We start from the raw sequence: 16,632 nt of genomic DNA, 5'->3' as shown, positions 1-16,632 counted from the left end.
TCGGCCACCGAGGGTCCAGCGGCGATGAAGCCGTACCGGCTGCCGCCTGCAAATTTACCAATTATCTAGTGACACGACTTGATGCTCACTGAGGGCGGAATGTGTCCAAACCGTGTCCATGGAATGCCCCCTGATCGGTGCTGGGCAGGGGGCGTCTATTCCTTAGCTCAGATCAGTGTGCAGGAGCGGCGGGGAGTGAGTCGATCCAGGCTGGGCGGAGTTGCCCCCCGGTTTGAGTGATCGAGGACTAGGGGGATGAACGCCGGAAAGCTGGGCTATGTAGGCTGGAACGATGTATCACCGGTGGACGTCCACCCACGTTTTCGCATGGACGCCGATCCTTACCTACACACGGCGTCACCTGTCGCTTCTTGAGTGGTTCGAACAGAACCTCGACCCAGTAGCGTTCACTGAGAAGCGCGACATGGTCGGGATTGCGCTGTTGTCTGAAGACTTGCGGATTACCGTGACGAGATCGGGTATGAGACTTGAGTCCGGGCTAGCGGGGGCAGCGATTTCACACCTCCTACCGGCCGTGTCTGGTGTCTTCGAAGTGCTTGAACCGAAGGACGTCGTCCTCTCGCGATCGTTCTCGATGGGGACCGTTGACCTCTGTGATGTCGACTACCACGAGGCGTGCGCGCGGTTTGGAGTCAAGATGGGTACCCGTCGTCCAGTAGGTGGGGTGTTCCGTGCGACTGATGGATCTGCGCTCCTCGACCTGGATGCTGAAGAGGTAAAAGCTCAGGTAGAGTGGGGAATAGTTGAAGCTGACGAGCTGTTATTTCGCTTGCGACACCCGCGAATCGGCCGCATAGAGAAGCCTCAAGGCGGTCTGGACAACCACGCGGGTGTTGCGAACCTCGTCCACGACGATGTTCCAGGAGTTAGCATCCTGAGTGACGTAGTAATAAGCCGAAAATTCGGTGGCGACGTGGTCGACGCGGAGTCGGTCGCAGAAGTGATGGGTTTCACTGATGACCTGGCGCGGGACGTGTCAGAATCGCTTGCCGGGGAGTTTGTGAAGGAAATGGGAGTAGACCAGTGAGTTCCGTCAAAGTACATGAGGGCACGAAGTCGGAAGCAACCGATTCCGACGACTCAAGCTGGGTTGCTGTGCGTTCCCCACGGACGAATTCGCGCGGAGTGAGCGCGAGTGGCGTCGTCTCAGCCATCGCGGGTGCTCGGCTCGGTTACATGCGCGGTGCTCGACGGAGTGAAACGTACTCCGTGATGCCGGAGTACGGCAGTGGCGATGCTGCGCTTTCGGATGGTATTGATCGCGACATGGCCAACCGTTGGGACGATTGAGGTAACAGAACCCCGCGATAGGTAGACGGTGATAGTTCAGCGCGGCCAGATTTGGCTTGCGCGGGTGCCCTACAACGATGATCCGGACGAATCGAAGTTGAGACCTGTCCTAGTGATTGGGTTCTCTGCTCACACTTCTCGTGACGACGCCGTTGTGCTGGTTGCGCCAATCACATCGTTTGGAGATGGTGGGCAAGCCAAATTTGGTGATGTCGCACTACTGAACTGGCGCAAATTCGGGTTATCTCATGGGAGTTACGTTCGTGCACGCAGAATATGGGGTGCCAGCCCGGCAGCGTTCGACCAGGCGAAGGGTTCTCTCGGCGAAGTAAACGAGTCTGTGATGGCTCAAGTCTTGACTGAAGTATCGGCGCTTTTCTCCTGACAGACTTGGTGAAGAGTTCCTGGATAGCAGAGAACCCCCACCCACTCGGCTCTTAGCCAGCGGGTAGGGGTTCTCTGGTCGCGGCGGGTTGCTGCACGCGAAGCGATGGACGCAGGCCGGATCAGTGGGGGAGAATGGCTTGCCCTAACCTGCCTTCGATTCCGGTTCCTGATGCGAATTGGAGTATCAGGCCGGTGACGTTGACGCCCGCTGTGGAATTGGTTCCGACAGGCTCGTTCTGGGGTCTCGCTTGGCCTCGGAGCGATTCCGAGTCCGTGGGGGCCTCGGAATACCCCCGCGAGTAGGTCGAGAACCCCCACGACCGGGGACGAGAGCCCTGCAGAATGTCGGAGGGAGAAACAGCCAATTGACCTCGGAGGAGTTGGCCCCCAGGTACTTCGACATTTGTGACGGGGTATATCGGACCGGGCCCCCTCGGACCGTCTAGCGGTGCGGCAAACTATCGAGCTCTCGCTCGGTGGGTTTGCGGGCAGGTTCCAACGGTCCGGACTCTGCATCCGCCATGATCGCTCGCGCTTCGGTGACCGTGTTGAGCACTCGCAACGGCACCTTGGCCCACACTCCACCCCGTAGGCCGTGGTGTGTACCCCCGAATGCGTGCCCCGCCTGAATCAACTGAGCAGACGAGGCCGAGAAGAACGCGGCCTGCGCGTGGTCCTCGGTGTACTCGGTAGTCCTCACAACCCCGAAGTGCACAACCATCAAGCGCACTAGACCACGAATCGAATCGGCCTTTGCCTGCGCCTGTGGCAGGGCGCGCCACGCCTCGATCTGCTCGGGTTCGCCGCTGGCGAGGATGGACTCGGCCGATGCCCCGCCATCCAGCCGCCGGCCCGCCTCGGCGAAGGCGCCGGCTGCTTCCTCGAATTTGGGTCGAAGGGTGTCCATCAGGGCGTCGCCCCCGGCTCCGCGCAGGTCTGCGGTGAATTGCTGGATGAGGGTATGGACGGCGATTTCCCGTGGGCGCGACGAGTGGTACTCGCGGGCGCTGGCCATGCCCACGTCCGAAATGAAACCTTCGATTTCAGCGGCCGTCAGATCAGGATCGCTCAGAAGCCCTTCGAGATTCGGTGCGCTTGAAACCTCCGATCTACTGGCGATAGCCGATGCAAGCTCGGCGGTCTTGGATAGCGACTGGGGCAGTTCGGCCCCGAGTGCCTGAACGGTGTCGCGGAGGCGTTGGACGTCATTGATGTTTGCAACCATGTTCTAGCTCCTCAGGAGAACCAGCCGTCGTCGTCAGACGAGGCGGTGTTGTTGGTGGTTGGGGTTTCGGCCGGTGCCGATGCGGCGATGTCGGCTTCGAGGTCGGCGGCGTCGAACCATCCGAGGTCGTCGGCGCTGGCGGCGCTGGCGAGGTGGGTGGTGTTGCTGGTGCCCGTGGTGAGAGGTGCGGCCGAGGCGGTGAGGTCTGCCGTGTCGAACCATCCGAGGTCGGCTTCGGGTTGTTTCCCGCCTGCGGCGAGGTGGCGCTCGTGCCACACGCGGTCCTCAGTGGAGGTCGGGTTGTTCGAGGCCAGCAGCACGGGCTGCAACGCCCGCAGTCGTTCGGTGGTCTCTACTGGGTTGAGGTCGTATTGGTCGTTCCAGTAACCGACTCGAGCTGCGAGGATTCGGCCTGTGGCTACGGCCGCTTTCACAGTCGCGTCTCGCGTGGCGTAGAAGCCCGGATACTGCCGCTTCAATGCGCGTTTTTCGGCGGCAGCGGCGAGGACTCGTGTCCGCTCCTTCGATGTCATTGGGGGTTTCTTCTTGGTCGTCATGAGTTGCCTTGTCGTTGGTGTCGTTTGCGGGCCTCGATCTGCCAGGGGTCGAAGGTCCAGTTCTGGCCGATCTTGTGGCCGTCGAGGCGACCTCGGCGTGCCAAGTCCCGCACGGCGTTTGGAGTGACCCCGAGAAGGTTTGCGGCCTGCTCGGTTGTCAGCCGCTCGGCGTCCTGGACCAGTCCATCATTGGGTGTTGTTGCGGCACTGGTGTTTATGGCGTTCGCACCTGCTCGGCTGGCTTTCTCGAGTGCTACGCCTGCGGCTAGTACGTCGCGGGTGAACCCTGGTGCGCCGTGGGCGCGGAGCTGCTCGTTTCCGGTTCGGATGGCCTTCGCGACGAGGGCGGCAGCTCTGGGGTCGAGCGCGACCACGCCTGTGATGAATGCGGCCGGGGTCATCGCTTGGCGGCGATTTCTTCGCGGAGTGCTCGCACTTCCTGAGTGAGTCCGAGTAGCGCCTGCGCGACTGCCATTCGGGACGCCACCTGCGCTTGCGGTCCGATGCCTGCGCAACGGGTTTCGTCGATCAGGTCGAGAACGTCGTCGTCAGAGAGGGCGGTGTCGATATTTACGTTGATCTTCACGGGTTTTCCGTTCGGTCGTTGGTTGTTGGCCGAACCGCTCTCGGGGTGGTGTTCTGGTGTCTCGCGTCTACCGGGAGACGTTCGCGGGGGTTGGTGGGCATTCCGACCCCCACGAGGGTTCAGACGGCGAAAGAAGCCGCTTCGGATTCGATTTCCGTGTGGGTCGGTGGGAACATGTCGCGGCGTTGGCGAGCCTGAACGCGACGGTTCAACTCGCGTTGCGATTCTCGGAGTTCGACTTTCGCCCAATGCGCGGTTACCTCGCGATCCCGCACGTCAGCCGACAGGACGAGGTCGAGATTCTTGTTGATGAGCTCGGCCGCCAACAGAAGGTCTGCGGCGCTGGCGTTCGTCAGCGCGAGGAGTTGGCGGGTCGGACGGATCTCCGAACAGGGGATGAACCCGAGGCGACCTTGGAGCCATAGGCGGCGAACTCGGACCGCCAACCCGAGTACCCCTCGTGGGCGTTTCGGCACTTCTTCAGTCGGGACTGCGGCCCACGCTGCTTTCCAGTTGGTGTCCTCCAGGTTCGGGATCGAGAACCCGCGCCAACCCCGCTGCGTGCGGGAGCGCAGGTCAGTGGTTTTCCCGGCGTGGTTCTGCGAGATGATCTGTTTCGAATGAAGCTCGAGCGGTGTCTCGTACCCGAGGTTGTTGCACCATTGGGCGAGGTCGCCGAGGGCCTCGGCAGTCGAGAGCGAACCTTGGGTGTCTTGGACTACTCGGGAGTCCCACCAGGCGCTGACAACTTCGATCAGTTCGTTGTACTGCAGGTTCCGCGTCATTTGAGATCTCCTTGGGTTCGAGGGCGGCGGGGTTGGACGCCTCCGCTTGGGTGCTGTGTGCGAGGCCAGAAGGTCAGAAGGCCAGGGGGCGTTCCCCGCGAAACGGCCAGGTCGGAACGTCCCCCAGGCGAGCCAAAAGCGGAGGCGCTCCCCCCGAAGGGGGCGTCGGTGGGTCTCGTTTGGCTTCCCTTGGCCTCGCGGGCGTTCCGAGGGTTTCGGTGCCCGTGCGGCGTGGGAACGCCTCCGCTTTGGCTTTCGAGAGTTCGTCGTAAGTACGCGGTCAGTGGGAATTCCCCCAATGACGACAGGTCCTCCGACCGGGGGTGTGCCGGGGTGTGCCGTAGTTCTCAGCCGGTTTTTCATGAGACGGATTCCAGAGAACGACCCGAGAACCCCGTCACACCCCGTCACGCTCGACGTTCTATCGCCCCATGCTGGCGTACCAGCACTCCAGTTCCATAGTCCCAGAACGCATTTACCGGGATAGCGCGCCGCGTCATTGGAACCGAACCCCGACAGTCAGGCGTTGTGGACCTTTCGGATCGGCCGCGTTGCGTGCGATGTGGGGTCGGGACAGCTGAGACTGCCCGAGTCTCTTTCGTTCTCGTCGTATGGCGTGTTTCTCGGCCAGGTCGTGGTCCAGGAGCTTCTCCGTGAACGTCTGGTCTGACCAACTGGTGTGGCCTCCAGCGGAAAGCCATCGGGTGAACTCGTCGTAGAGTTCCCGCGACAGGACACACGCGTTCGGGTCGAATTCGAGGTGCTCTTCCGCGAACAGCGCCAGTAGATCGACTTGCCCTCGCCACGCCTTCGTGTCAGCTACGACCCTCGGCGAGGGCGCGGGGATTCGCTGATGGTCACCGCCCGCATAGCACCGCATCGCCCCTTCTACGAGCCAGGAGAGGCACGCTTCCCGCTGTTCCTTCCCGTCCTCGATGCTGCGGCGCAGACCGTCCACGCCTACACGGTCGGTCTCGCGCTCGAGAGCATCGTGGGTTGCGCGGTAGCGCCAGGGGAACACCACGAGGGCGAGTCGTCGCCAGGTGCCGTGGTCGGTCTCGTAGATCCTCGGTTTGTGGTTCGTAGAGATTACTAGGGTGTGGGTCGCGTCCCAGGTGACGTTGTCCCGTCCGATCCCGCGTGCGGTGATCTGCGAGGTGCCGAGGATGGCCTTAAGTCGCCGGACGGAGAACGTACCCTCCGGGAGTTCCTCCAAGATTGCGAAGCGCAACCCGCGCAGGGTCATTAGCTCCGTCGGGTGATCAGACGGCCGCGAGATCAGGAGCTTGTCCGGGACGATCTGCGCGTACGAGCCGAGGGCGTAGCGGCATCCGAGGATGGTCGATTTTCCGTTCTGTCCACCACCCTGCAGGAGCGGCATCACGTCGTCCGAGGGTGCCTCGCCGGTGATGGCCTGCCCTAGCTTTGCTTGCACCCAGTCCGCAGTCTCGGCGTCGGGCAAAGCATGCAGTGCGGAGTCCCAATCCTTGTGGCGCTTCCCTGGGACGTAGTCGCACGCGGTGATCTTGGTGAACAATAGGTTCGGGTCGTGGGGGAGTAGCTCGCCCGTGCGCAGATCTACCACCCCGTTCTTGCAGTTGAGCAGGTGGGCGTGTTCCCGCGAGTCGAAGTGCTCGGCGTCTTCCTTGACCAATCCACGCAACAGGCTTTTGACCGCTCGAATCTTGTGGGCCGCAAGCAGTGTCGCGAGGCGTTTCCTCCGGTCGCCGTCGGCCGTTGGCGCTTCCTCCGCGAACATGTCCGTGAAGTGCCGCTGAACCTCCTTCGTCACCCGGTCGTCGTGTACTGGTTTCCAGACCTTCCCGGAGTACCGCATCCATCCGATACCGGGAGCGTGCCGGAATTGGTCACGCATCCGGCCAGCGAGGTAAGCAGAGAGCGGTGAGTCGTCCAGCAGCAGCCGCCCGTTTGAGTCCGCGAGGGACTGGGGGAATTCGCCGTTGACGAGTTCTAGAAGCGTGTCGGACAGTTTCACGAGGTTTCCTGTTCTTCGATGTACTGGCGAGCCGCGTCAACCTCCGTGGGAGACAACCCAATTGATATTGCTGTGTTACATAGGCGTTCGATCAGTTCCGCAGAGCCGCCATAGACGCGGTACGCCTCGCCGATGGCGTACATCAGGAACCCCCTTCGTTCGCCCTCGGCTTTGACGCCGAGCAGTCGGACGAGTCGGAGCCCAGGTGTTCCCACGGGAGCTCCTCCTGATCTCGTGACCACGGGAGGGCGCGGCTTCGGCTCCGGGCGCTGAATGTGCTCGAGCCACTCGGCCGGAAGTTCGGTAATGGGGAGGTCTCGCCACACGCGGTAGATGCGGCCGGATTTGTGGACGGACCCTGGAGCCAAGACGAACCCCTTCGAGGTCTTGAGGTCTACGCCCGGAATCGTGGCCAGTAGAGGACGCTCCGAGGAGAACGTGTAGTAGTAATGGCTTCCGCGATTGGTGCGGACCACACGGGTCGGAGGCAACGAGAGGCCGTGCTCGTTCATCCAGGGCGCGAGGAGAGCAGCGGAGTCGATATCTACGACGAGCATTCCCACGGCCGGACGAATACCGATGTTCCCGTTCGCGTGAATGCGGGTCCACCGCTCGATCTGCACCTGGTCGGTAGTCGCGTCGAGGTGTCCGTGCGACCCTGCATAGGGGGTCTTATCTCGGGGAACGAGCGGGAAGACTGCCCAGCCGTCAGCGGCGAGCGCGGGCGCATGCTGGGCGAACGGGCCAGCAGGGGGCGCTGTGGAGCCGGGTGTTGATTTGGATTGTCGTGCTGCGGATTTCACTATTACTCCTCATTTGTTCTGAGGAGCGCGTGTTACGCTTGGGTGTCGTGTTCAGCGTGTGCGTACGCGCTCCGTTCGCCCCGGTTGCCTGCCAGCAATTGGGGCGGACTGCTGTTCGGGGTCACTGCTCTTTCGGGACGCGTTGGCCGATTGGTAGGGGCAAGATTCCGGCAGTTCTGCGATGGCGAGCCTCCATGGCGCGGAGCCGACGGCGTTCGCGTTCGACGGCCGCAGTTGCAGGGTCGGACATGAGCCGTTGTGATCGCTTCTTTGCCCTCTCGCGAGCCTTGGCGCGGACCCATTCCTGATGCTCGGGAGTTCCGGGTTTCGGTCGCTGTACCGGGGCCTCTGCGGCCTCGTCGTGTCTAGGTTCTTGGTTGCTCATAGGAAACGAAATCATGTGATGTCCCTGCCGGAGAAGTATTATTATTTTGGTCGAGGCCAGTCGGAATCGAGGGAGGTCAAGAGGGAGAAAAACCCTCGGCGACAACAGATTCCGGAGACGGATTCTCGTGGCCGCTCGTTGGTCTTCCGGGCGAACGAACGCGCCCAGCGGGTACCCGAATGGAGGCGGGGTCCGCTGGGCGCGTCGGGGATTATTCGTGTCAGGGGTCACGCGATCAGAAGACGAGCGCGCCCCAGAGCAGCAGGTAGACGAGAAACGCCCACCCGGTCGCCTTCAGCTCGAATCGCTCCTGGGCCGTCATTCGGTGGCCTCCGTAGTGGTCGGCCGATTCCACACTGAGGCGTTGGCGCTCTGCCGCGTCTGTTCAGCGTCTACGAGCTGCTTGGTGAGCAGTTGTACCTTGGCTTGCTGCACTGCAGGAACAACCCTGCGCACCTCGCGGTCGAGCCAGTCGCGTGCCTGGTCGATGGTGTCTTGGACGCTTTGGCTGTCCAAGGTTTCCGCGTCGAACTGCTGGGACACTGCCGGGACCAGTTCGAGAACTTCGGCACCGTAGGTCGAGGTGATACGGAGCAGTATTCCGTTGGGCGACTGGCTGTTTCGTACGTGGAGCGATACTCGAACACCTTTGAAATAGACCAACTCGGAAGCGGTTCCGGAGGAGTAACGTTCGTCGATGAGTCGCAGCAGCGCGCCGAGGGCTTCCATCTGCTTAGCGGTGACGCTCGTCTGGTGGCCTCCACTGCTCGGTGTCGTACCGTCTCCCGAACGACGATGCTCGCCGACCGGCCGGGTCGTGTCCCGGCGTTCGTTCCTCTGGCTGGTCGGAATTTTCATGCCGTGGCCTCGGCTTCCTGGTGGCGAGCCATCTCGCGGACAGCGGACTGCAGGTCATCGATCAGGCAATGGGCGTCGCCCACGTCACGGACGACAACACTCGGGCCAGATTGACGGCCGATCGAGACTGACCCATGTCGCGGCGTGAACTTGGCGCGAACGGGGGCGTCGGGGCCTGGTTGCGCGTTCTCGGGGGTGCTTGATTGAATAAGCATGCGTTGATTTCCCTTTCGGTCCGAGCTGCGCGCTCGGGTTGGTGGTTGGATTCGCCCCCGGTGTTGGCGCACTGGGGGCGTTTTCGTATTCAGGCCGTCGCGTCGGCGGCCGTTCCCGTACGAATGTCGGAGTCGATGTAGTCCCGCAGGTCTTGGACCGCATACGCGACTCGATGGCCTAGCTTTCTGAACTTCGGACCTGCGCCTCGATACCGCAGTGCGGCCAGCGCCCCTTCGCTTGTGAGCAGTACGTCGGCCGCCTCCTTCGCTGACAACAATCGTGGAATCTCGGTGGGGCTCACGCTCGTCTCCTATCTCGTGTCGATGAACTTCACTTATTGAGAAGTAACACGAGAATATAGAAGCATCTCGTGCCACCGCGTGTCAAGCGGCGCGACTTCGTATACGGTGAGCGAATGACGACAGACTTAGCCAACGTGATCGGTGTTAACGCAAGAAGGTTGCGCCTGGAAGCAGGGGCGACAATGGAGCAGCTCGCGCGAGCCGTACGTGCGCGCGGAATGCCTTGGAGCACAGGACGTGTCGGAGACATGGAGGGCGGACGCATCAACCCAACGATGCCTACGGTTCTTGGCTTGGCAGACGCTCTAGGGGAGGTGACAGGGGGCGCTGTGCGACTGGCGGACCTGGTCGCTACTGACGACTTCGTAGAGCTGACGGGCGGCCTCGCGGTCTCGTCGGCAGCGCTCGCACGAGCTCTGGAAGGAGCGCCCGTGCGGTTTGAGGGCGACGACCGCGCACCCTGGGCAGGCGTCGAGACCGCGCAGCAACACCAGGTGCACGAGACGTTGACGGACCGGGCTCGGGCGAATGGCTGGCCAGGGGTTGCCGAAGCGAAGGCGGACCTGCGGATTACTACGGATGCCGAACTGAACGCGGTCTTCGACGCAACGGACGGCGCGGCCTTGGCGGACAAGCGCGCAGCTCGGGCGTTCAAGATCGAGATTGCGGAGCTGATGGCAACAGCACTGCGGCTGTGGGGTCGTTCCCTCGCCGAGGAGCGAGACCGGTTGGCGGCACTCGAGCCTGACGCGAACAACCAGCGGCGAGGCCAGATTTCACGCGAACTCCGCGCTCAGCTCGCGGCCGCGCTGGAGTCCAAGTAATGGCGACTGTCTCGGAGTACGAGACGAAGGCCGGAACCCGGTACGAGGTCCGCTACCGAACACCGGACCATCAGACGACCCGCAAGCGCGGCTTCAAGACGAAGCGGGACGCGAACGCCTACGCGGCGCGAGTCGAGGTGGACAAGCAGACTGGCGCATTCGTTCACCAGAGCGCAGGGCGAGCGACTATCGGAGAGTTGGGCGTCGAGTGGCTCGGGCGGCAAGCGCACCTGAAACCCTCGTCGGCTCGTGTCGTGAAATCGGCGTGGGACAACCACGTCAAACCGAAGTGGGGTCAAACCCCCGTCGGGCGCATCAAACGAACCCACGTCCAGCAATGGGTGGCCGATATGTCGGTCGGTAGCGGCCCGGTGACCATCACGCGCTGCTTCGGTGTCCTTGCGTCGATCTTGGATGACGCGGTCGCGGACCGACTGCTCGTGGTGAACCCCGCTCGAGGGGTCAAACTGCCGCGACGGAAACGAGGGGAGCAGACCTACCTGACGATGGCGCAACTGCAAGCGTTGGCCGAGCAGGCGGGGGAGCGTCGAGGGCTCGTGTTGCTCCTTGGCTTCGGCGGACTGCGGTTCGGTGAAGCGGCAGGGTTGAGGGTTCGACACCTGGACCTGTTGCGGCGACGTGTCCGCGTTGTCGAGAACGCTGTGACGGTGGCTGGACGAGTCGAGTTGGGCTCGCCCAAGTCTCACGCCCAACGCACCATTGCGGTACCTCGTTTGGTCGCGGAGGCACTCGCGAGGCAGTGCGAGGGTAAGGGGAGGGATGACATCGTCTTCCCGAACGTGCGGGGCGGTCACATGACATTGCCCTCGGCGAAGTCGTGGTGGTCCGGTGCGGTGGAACGGTGCCAGGCGCACGACCCGAGTTTCCCGAAAGTTGGTGTGCACGCACTGCGCCACACTGCGGCCTCGTTGATGATTGCGGCGGGAGCCAATCCGAAGGCCATCCAAGCTCAGCTCGGTCACGCATCGGCCACGTTGACGATGGACCGATATGGGCACCTGTTCGCCGACCAACTGGGCGACCTCGCGGACGCATTGGACGCTGCGGCTGCGGAGTCTGTGTCCAAAGCGTGTCCAGAAGATTCCCTGGAAGCCGCTCTAGGATGACCAAAACCCCCTGTCGCCAGGGGGTTTTGATGTTTATCTCGTTGTGCCCTCGGTGAGACTCGAACTCACACTGGACGGGTTTTGAATCCGTTTCCTCTGCCAATTGGGATACGAGGGCTTGTTGCGATGACTACATTAGAAGATGCGATTTCAATGTCAAACACCGGTACCCTCTAATCGTTCGCGTCTCGTGTCGGGGCGGTTCGATGGAGGAGGATGGTGGCCATGAATTCGCCGCAGCCGCAAGGCAATCAGCTCGCACCCCGTCGTGTTGTCGTCGCTGAAGACGAGGCGTTGATCCGCATGGATCTGGTCGAGATGCTCCGCGAAGAGGGCTACGACGTCGTCGGTGAGGCCGGTGACGGGCAGGTCGCGGTGGAGTTGGCCGAGTCGCTCAAGCCTGATCTGGTCATCATGGACGTGAAAATGCCCAGGAGAGACGGCATCGACGCCGCTTCGGAGATTGCCGCCAAACGCATCGCTCCTGTTGTCATTCTCACAGCGTTCAGTCAGCGCGAGTTGGTCGAGCGCGCACGCGATGCCGGCGCCATGGCTTACTTGGTCAAGCCGTTCTCGATCAGTGACCTCGTTCCCGCTGTCGAATTGGCGGTCAGTCGTTTCCGCGAGGTGACGGCGCTCGAGCGTGAGGTCGCTGATCTTTCGGACCGGCTCGAAGCACGCAAGCTGATCGAGCGAGCCAAGAGTGTTCTGATGGTTCGCCAAGCGCTCACCGAACCTGAGGCGTTCAAGTGGATTCAGCGCGCCGCGATGGATCGGCGCTCCACGATGAAGGCGGTCGCACAGGTCGTACTGGAAACTCTGGGCGGTGAACCGGACGCTTGAGCAAAGTGTCCGGGTTACCCGGTTGCTGCGTCGACCGTCGAAACGTCGCGCAGCGCTACAGCCGTGTAAACTCTGTGCACCTTCAGATAACAGTCAGGTCACAGGGCTTTCTTGAAGGATCGCGAAACGGTTCCAAGGTCTAGCGTCTGATCCCACAGCGAGCGCCAGTTCGGGTGGCGCGAGCACCGGCTGATCTTAGGAGCGTGGGATGGCTAGACGAACACTTGTGCGTACTGCTGCAGTTCTCGGCGCGGCATCACTGGCACTTGCAGGCTGTAGCTCGGACAAGTCGGATGACTCGTCTTCGAGTGGCTCTACGTCCGGCGCTTCTGCCGCGACGACATCCGTCACGACTGATTGCACCCCGGAGCAGGCCAAGGCCGGCGCCACCCCGTCCACGGAAGCGCTGCGCATCGGCACGCTTCTTCCCGATACAGGCAGCTTGTCGTTCCTCGGGCCGCCGATGGTCGCGGGCACCCAGCTGGGAGTCAACGACGTCAATGCAGCCGGAGGCGTTCTCGGCCAACCGGTCCAGCTGATTCCCGGCGATTCGGGTGACACCACAACGGACACCGCCAATACCACCGTCGACCGCGAATTGGCTGCAGGCACTCAGGTCATCGTCGGCGCCGCGTCGTCTTCGGTCTCGCTCAAGGTGATCGACAAGATCGCCAGCGCAGGCGTCGTGATGTTCTCGCCTGCCAACACCTCGGACCAATTCGTCTGCTACCCAGACAAGGGCATGTACTTCCGCACCGCTCCGACGGACGTACTGCAGGCTCAGGCCGTCGCACAGCTCATTTCGGACGACGGTGGTCAGCGCGTAGCGATCATGGCCCTCAACGACCCGTACGGGACGGGTCTGGCGGACAACATCGAAAAGAATCTGATCGATTCGGGTGTCCCCTCCGATCAGATCGAGAAGATCATCTACGACCCGAACGCGCAGTCGTTCAACTCCGAAGTCGATCAAGTCAAGAACTTCAATCCGGATGCAGTGGCACTGGTGGGCTTCGAAGAGTCGGCGAAGATCATCACGCGCATGCACGAAGTGGGCATCGGCCCGTCGGACGGAATGGCGATGTACGGCGTCGACGGCAACATGGGTAACGCTCTCGGCGAATCCGTGGCGAAGCCGTTGCTCGACACCATGCAGGGAACGACGCCCCTGACGGACGTCGGAGCTGCCTTCCAGGATCGTCTGAAGGCTGTGAACCCCTCTCTGATCGACTTCAACTACGCCGGAGAGTCATACGACGCGGTGGTGATCTCAGCGCTCGCTGCCGAGCAGGCGAAGTCGACGGCCGGTACCGACATCGCGGCCAACATCAACAGCGTCACCGAAGGCGGCACCAAGTGCACGTCCTACGTCGAGTGCCTGCCGTTGGTGAAGGCGGGAACCGACATCGACTACGACGGCATCACCGGTGAGTTGGACTTCAACGATTCGGGGGAGCCGTCCATCGGTTCGTACGGAAAGCTCAAGTTCGGCCCTGAGAACACCCTGACCACAGAAGGATTCGTGGTGGTGGGCAAGTAAGTCGTGGGCAGGTAAGCAGCCAACGAGAATGGGCCAGGGTCTCGCGACCCTGGCCCATTCTCGTGTCTGTCCTACTTCTCTTTGCTTCCAGCGAGCGTTCCCAAGTACAACTCGATCACCTTGGGGTCGTTCATCAGATTGGCGCCGGTGTCGGTGTACGCGTTCTTACCCTGATCGAGTACGTAACCGCGGTCGCAGATCTGAAGGCAGCGGCGCGCGTTCTGCTCGACCATGATGACCGAGACACCGGCAGCATTGATCTTCTTGCAGCGGATGAACACCTCGTCCTGGAACATGGGGGACAGGCCCGCGGACGGTTCGTCGAGCAGCAGCACCGACGGATCCATCATCAGGGCCCGGCCCATCGCGACCATCTGGCGTTCGCCGCCGGAGAGTGCGCCGGCCTTCACCTTTCGTCGTTCACTCAGAAGAGGGAACAGTTCACTCACGAAGGCGAATCGTTCCGCGAATGCCTTGGGCCGCAGATAAATGCCCATTTCGAGGTTTTCTTCGATGGTCAGAGTCTGAAAGACGTTCTGTGTCTGAGGGACGTACCCGACTCCCTTCTGAACGAGGACGTGAGCGGGCGCAGACGTGATGTTGTCCTCGCGTAGGGTGACCGACCCTTCGCGTACCGGTATCAGTCCGAACAGTGATTTCAGGAGTGTCGATTTGCCTGCGCCGTTCGGTCCGATGATCCCGACGATTTCCCCTTCCTTCAGGAAGAAGTTGCATTCACGCAGGATGTTGACGCCGGGAATGTAGCCCGCGACGAGGCTGTCGGCGCGGAGCAGGGCACCTGCCGACAGTCGCTGATGCTCCTCGGCCGTCGCGGCGAACTCTGCAGGCGTGAGTGAACGTGCGTGGTTCTCGCTCATGGCTTCTCGTGCCTTCCGCGCGGTTCCTCGGGACTCGATTCCAGCGTCGCGGCGAGATCGGCCGGAAGGTTGTCGATGTCGGGTTCCGACAGGTCCCCGCCCGTCTCGAGGGTTTCGACCTCGGCTTCAGCCAGGGCGGCGGCCAGAACGGCCGTCTCGCCCACCGGATTTCCGTTGTCGTCGAACTCGAGGGCCTGGTCATGGTGGCTGCCCAGATATGCGTCGACGACGGCTGTGTTGGACGAGAGTTCGTCCGGGGTGGATTCGGCGATGACGCTGCCCTGCGCCATGACCACCACCCAATCGCTGATGTCTCGGATCACGTCCATGTCGTGCTCGACGAACACGACGGTCATTCCGTCGTCGCGCAATGACTTGATGTGTCCGAGCAGGCTTTGCGTCAGAGCAGGATTGACCCCCGCCATCGGTTCGTCCAGCATCACCACCGAGGGCGAGGTCATGAGTGCGCGAGCCATTTCGAGCAGTTTGCGCTGCCCACCGGAGAGTGAACCGGCGAGGTCGTCGGCCTTGGTGTCGAGTTTGAATCGTGCGAGGAGTTCGTTGGCGCGTTCGGTGATCTCGCGTTCCTGGCCTTTCCAGATCCACGGGACGAGAGATGCAAAAATGCGTTCACCACGTTGGCCGGTGGCACCGAGACGTACGTTGTCCAGCACGGTGAGTTTGGAGAGCGCCTTGGTCAACTGGAACGTCCGTACCACTCCTTTCCTGGCTACCTGGTGGGGATACATGCGGCCCAGCGATTGACCGTCCATCGACCACGTACCGGTGTCCGGCCGGTCGAATCCGGTAAGGAGGTTGAAGAGCGTCGTTTTTCCGGCACCGTTTGGACCGATCAGACCCGTGATGCACCCTCGTTGAATCTCGAGGTGATCGACGTCGACGGCCTTGAGACCGCCGAACGTCCGCGAGACGTTGTCAGCGACCAACACCGGGTCGGGTTTCGCCGATCCGGGAAGGTGAGGAACGTCGGCAAAGATCTGTGCTCTGGTATCGGCGTCAAGCATTGAGTTGCACCTCCCGCTTGTTACCCAGTATTCCCTGCGGTCTGAAGACCATCAGGAGAGCAATCATCAATCCGAGCAGGACGTACCTGGTGGCCCCGACCTGTTGTTCGGTCAGCGAGAGCAGCGGATTCTCGCCGGAGATCGCCTGACGCAGCAAGGCATCAGGGATGGCGAGGAGGAACCAGAACAACATTGCGCCGACCACCGGGCCGAATACCGTTGCCGCCCCGCCCAGAATCAGTGCGCCGAACGCGAAGAACGTCTGCGCGGTCGAGTAGAAGTCCGGGTTGATGGACTTGGTCTGCAAAGCGTTGAACACCCCGGCCAGACCACCGATCACGCCGCCGAGAACCAGCGCCTGCATCTTGTACACGAACACGTTCTTGCCCAACGATCGCGCTGCGTCCTCGTCTTCGCGAACCGCCTTGAGGACGCGCCCCCACGGACTATGCGTCAACAGGTAGACAAATCCGCACAAGATCAAGACCAGCGTCCACCCCACGACCATCGACCAGAGGTCGTCTCCGTAGAACTTCACGCCGAGAAATGAGTACTGCTTGGCCGAGTCGAAGGGGCTCAGTGCGGTGAACGGGTCTGCGAAACCGAACAGGCCATTAGTGGAACCGGTCACCGAATCCGACGCGGTCGAGCGGAAGATCAGACGCAAGATCTCCGAAGCGGCGATGGTCACGATGGCGAGATAGTCGGCGCGCAGACGCAGCGTCGGGATACCGAGCACGAGCGCGAGGAGCCCGGCTGCGGTGAGTCCGACGAGGATGCCGAGCCAGAGCGGCTGGTCGTAGGTCACGGTCATGATGCCGACGCCGTAGCCGCCGAGAAGGGCAAAACCGATCTGACCGAAATTGAGCAGTCCGGCGTAGCCGAAGTGCAGGTTCAACCCGATTGCCAACAGTGCGTAGAAGATTGCCGACGGCCCGATCAGCTGGGCGAAGGAAACCTGGAAAGCTCCCATGATGTCCATGT

At 62.0% G+C, this 16,632-nt stretch carries 20 protein-coding genes and 1 tRNA gene; 6 read left to right on the top strand and 15 right to left on the bottom strand.

What is annotated here, in order from left to right:
- Nucleotides 1-292: 292 nt before the first annotated feature.
- Nucleotides 293-1,048, top strand: a complete 756-nt coding sequence (locus tag M0639_RS15755; protein ID WP_020907919.1) for a hypothetical protein — start codon at nt 293-295, stop codon at nt 1,046-1,048.
- A gap of 291 nt (nt 1,049-1,339) precedes the next feature.
- Nucleotides 1,340-1,696: a type II toxin-antitoxin system PemK/MazF family toxin gene (locus M0639_RS35195; RefSeq protein WP_082893185.1), complete on the top strand. Its 357-nt coding sequence runs from the start codon at nt 1,340-1,342 to the stop codon at nt 1,694-1,696.
- Between the two features lie 444 nt (nt 1,697-2,140).
- Here M0639_RS35195 and M0639_RS15750 read toward each other — a convergent pair whose 3' ends face one another.
- The 11 genes from M0639_RS15750 to M0639_RS15700 all read right to left on the bottom strand — a co-directional run bounded on the left by M0639_RS15750 (nt 2,141) and on the right by M0639_RS15700 (nt 9,410).
- Entirely contained in the window at nt 2,141-2,923 is a 783-nt protein-coding gene (locus M0639_RS15750) for a hypothetical protein (protein WP_064074458.1), read from the bottom strand.
- Between the two features lie 11 nt (nt 2,924-2,934).
- Complete coding sequence (locus tag M0639_RS15745; RefSeq protein ID WP_156525033.1) at nt 2,935-3,456, bottom strand: hypothetical protein; 522 nt, start codon at nt 3,454-3,456, stop codon at nt 2,935-2,937.
- Between the two features lie 20 nt (nt 3,457-3,476).
- Nucleotides 3,477-3,881 carry a helix-turn-helix domain-containing protein gene (locus tag M0639_RS15740; protein ID WP_064074460.1) on the bottom strand — a complete coding sequence of 135 codons (405 nt, stop codon included), beginning with the start codon at nt 3,879-3,881 and terminating at the stop codon, nt 3,477-3,479.
- Nucleotides 3,878-4,066, bottom strand: a complete 189-nt coding sequence (locus M0639_RS15735; RefSeq protein ID WP_041815016.1) for a hypothetical protein — start codon at nt 4,064-4,066, stop codon at nt 3,878-3,880. The genes M0639_RS15740 and M0639_RS15735 overlap by 4 nt, the downstream gene beginning before the upstream one ends.
- A 119-nt stretch (nt 4,067-4,185) precedes the next feature.
- Complete coding sequence (locus M0639_RS15730; protein WP_064074461.1) at nt 4,186-4,851, bottom strand: hypothetical protein; 666 nt, start codon at nt 4,849-4,851, stop codon at nt 4,186-4,188.
- A 496-nt stretch (nt 4,852-5,347) separates the two neighbouring features.
- Nucleotides 5,348-6,847 (bottom strand): DNA primase family protein, encoded by a 1,500-nt coding sequence (locus M0639_RS15725; RefSeq protein WP_064074462.1) that lies wholly within the window; start codon nt 6,845-6,847, stop codon nt 5,348-5,350.
- Nucleotides 6,844-7,650 (bottom strand): bifunctional DNA primase/polymerase, encoded by an 807-nt coding sequence (locus M0639_RS15720; RefSeq protein ID WP_197486170.1) that lies wholly within the window; start codon nt 7,648-7,650, stop codon nt 6,844-6,846. The genes M0639_RS15725 and M0639_RS15720 overlap by 4 nt, the downstream gene beginning before the upstream one ends.
- A gap of 121 nt (nt 7,651-7,771) precedes the next feature.
- Nucleotides 7,772-8,035 carry a hypothetical protein gene (locus M0639_RS15715; protein ID WP_156525034.1) on the bottom strand — a complete coding sequence of 88 codons (264 nt, stop codon included), beginning with the start codon at nt 8,033-8,035 and terminating at the stop codon, nt 7,772-7,774.
- Nucleotides 8,036-8,353: 318 nt separating this feature from the next.
- On the bottom strand, nt 8,354-8,893 hold the full coding sequence (locus M0639_RS15710) for a hypothetical protein (protein ID WP_064074464.1): 540 nt from the start codon (nt 8,891-8,893) through the stop codon (nt 8,354-8,356).
- Nucleotides 8,890-9,108: a hypothetical protein gene (locus tag M0639_RS15705; protein WP_156525035.1), complete on the bottom strand. Its 219-nt coding sequence runs from the start codon at nt 9,106-9,108 to the stop codon at nt 8,890-8,892. Before M0639_RS15705 ends, M0639_RS15710 begins: the two co-directional genes overlap by 4 nt.
- Nucleotides 9,109-9,197: 89 nt before the next feature.
- Entirely contained in the window at nt 9,198-9,410 is a 213-nt protein-coding gene (locus tag M0639_RS15700; RefSeq protein WP_231915199.1) for a helix-turn-helix transcriptional regulator, read from the bottom strand.
- Nucleotides 9,411-9,524: 114 nt separating this feature from the next.
- Between M0639_RS15700 and M0639_RS15695 the strand changes: the two genes are divergently transcribed.
- Both M0639_RS15695 and M0639_RS15690 read left to right on the top strand, forming a co-directional pair.
- Nucleotides 9,525-10,235: a helix-turn-helix domain-containing protein gene (locus M0639_RS15695; protein ID WP_064074465.1), complete on the top strand. Its 711-nt coding sequence runs from the start codon at nt 9,525-9,527 to the stop codon at nt 10,233-10,235.
- A complete protein-coding gene (locus tag M0639_RS15690) occupies nt 10,235-11,362 on the top strand; it encodes a tyrosine-type recombinase/integrase (protein ID WP_064074466.1) in 1,128 nt (375 codons plus the stop codon). Before M0639_RS15695 ends, M0639_RS15690 begins: the two co-directional genes overlap by 1 nt.
- Before the next feature lie 44 nt (nt 11,363-11,406).
- Here the strand turns inward: M0639_RS15690 and M0639_RS15685 are convergent.
- Nucleotides 11,407-11,480 (bottom strand) — tRNA-Leu (locus M0639_RS15685).
- 107 nt (nt 11,481-11,587) lie between these two features.
- Here M0639_RS15685 and M0639_RS15680 point away from each other — a divergent pair.
- Nucleotides 11,588-12,205, top strand: a complete 618-nt coding sequence (locus M0639_RS15680; protein ID WP_003944029.1) for an ANTAR domain-containing response regulator — start codon at nt 11,588-11,590, stop codon at nt 12,203-12,205.
- Between the two features lie 208 nt (nt 12,206-12,413).
- Nucleotides 12,414-13,745, top strand: coding sequence for an ABC transporter substrate-binding protein (locus M0639_RS15675; protein ID WP_003944031.1), 1,332 nt, complete (start codon nt 12,414-12,416; stop codon nt 13,743-13,745).
- Between the two features lie 71 nt (nt 13,746-13,816).
- Here M0639_RS15675 and M0639_RS15670 read toward each other — a convergent pair whose 3' ends face one another.
- From M0639_RS15670 to M0639_RS15660, 3 genes are read right to left on the bottom strand one after another with little or no spacing between them, the layout of a single operon-like run.
- Nucleotides 13,817-14,623 (bottom strand): ABC transporter ATP-binding protein, encoded by an 807-nt coding sequence (locus tag M0639_RS15670; RefSeq protein WP_007728720.1) that lies wholly within the window; start codon nt 14,621-14,623, stop codon nt 13,817-13,819.
- Entirely contained in the window at nt 14,620-15,648 is a 1,029-nt protein-coding gene (locus M0639_RS15665) for an ABC transporter ATP-binding protein (protein WP_054781295.1), read from the bottom strand. Before M0639_RS15665 ends, M0639_RS15670 begins: the two co-directional genes overlap by 4 nt.
- Nucleotides 15,641-16,630, bottom strand: coding sequence for a branched-chain amino acid ABC transporter permease (locus M0639_RS15660; protein WP_003944088.1), 990 nt, complete (start codon nt 16,628-16,630; stop codon nt 15,641-15,643). Before M0639_RS15660 ends, M0639_RS15665 begins: the two co-directional genes overlap by 8 nt.
- Between the last annotated feature and the right edge of the window lie 2 nt (nt 16,631-16,632).

Source organism: Rhodococcus qingshengii JCM 15477, assembly GCF_023221595.1.
Classification (GTDB): Bacteria; Actinomycetota; Actinomycetes; order Mycobacteriales; family Mycobacteriaceae; genus Rhodococcus_F; species Rhodococcus_F qingshengii.
Note: the sequence above shows the minus strand (reverse complement) of the source record. Positions and strands in the feature narration are given on the sequence as shown.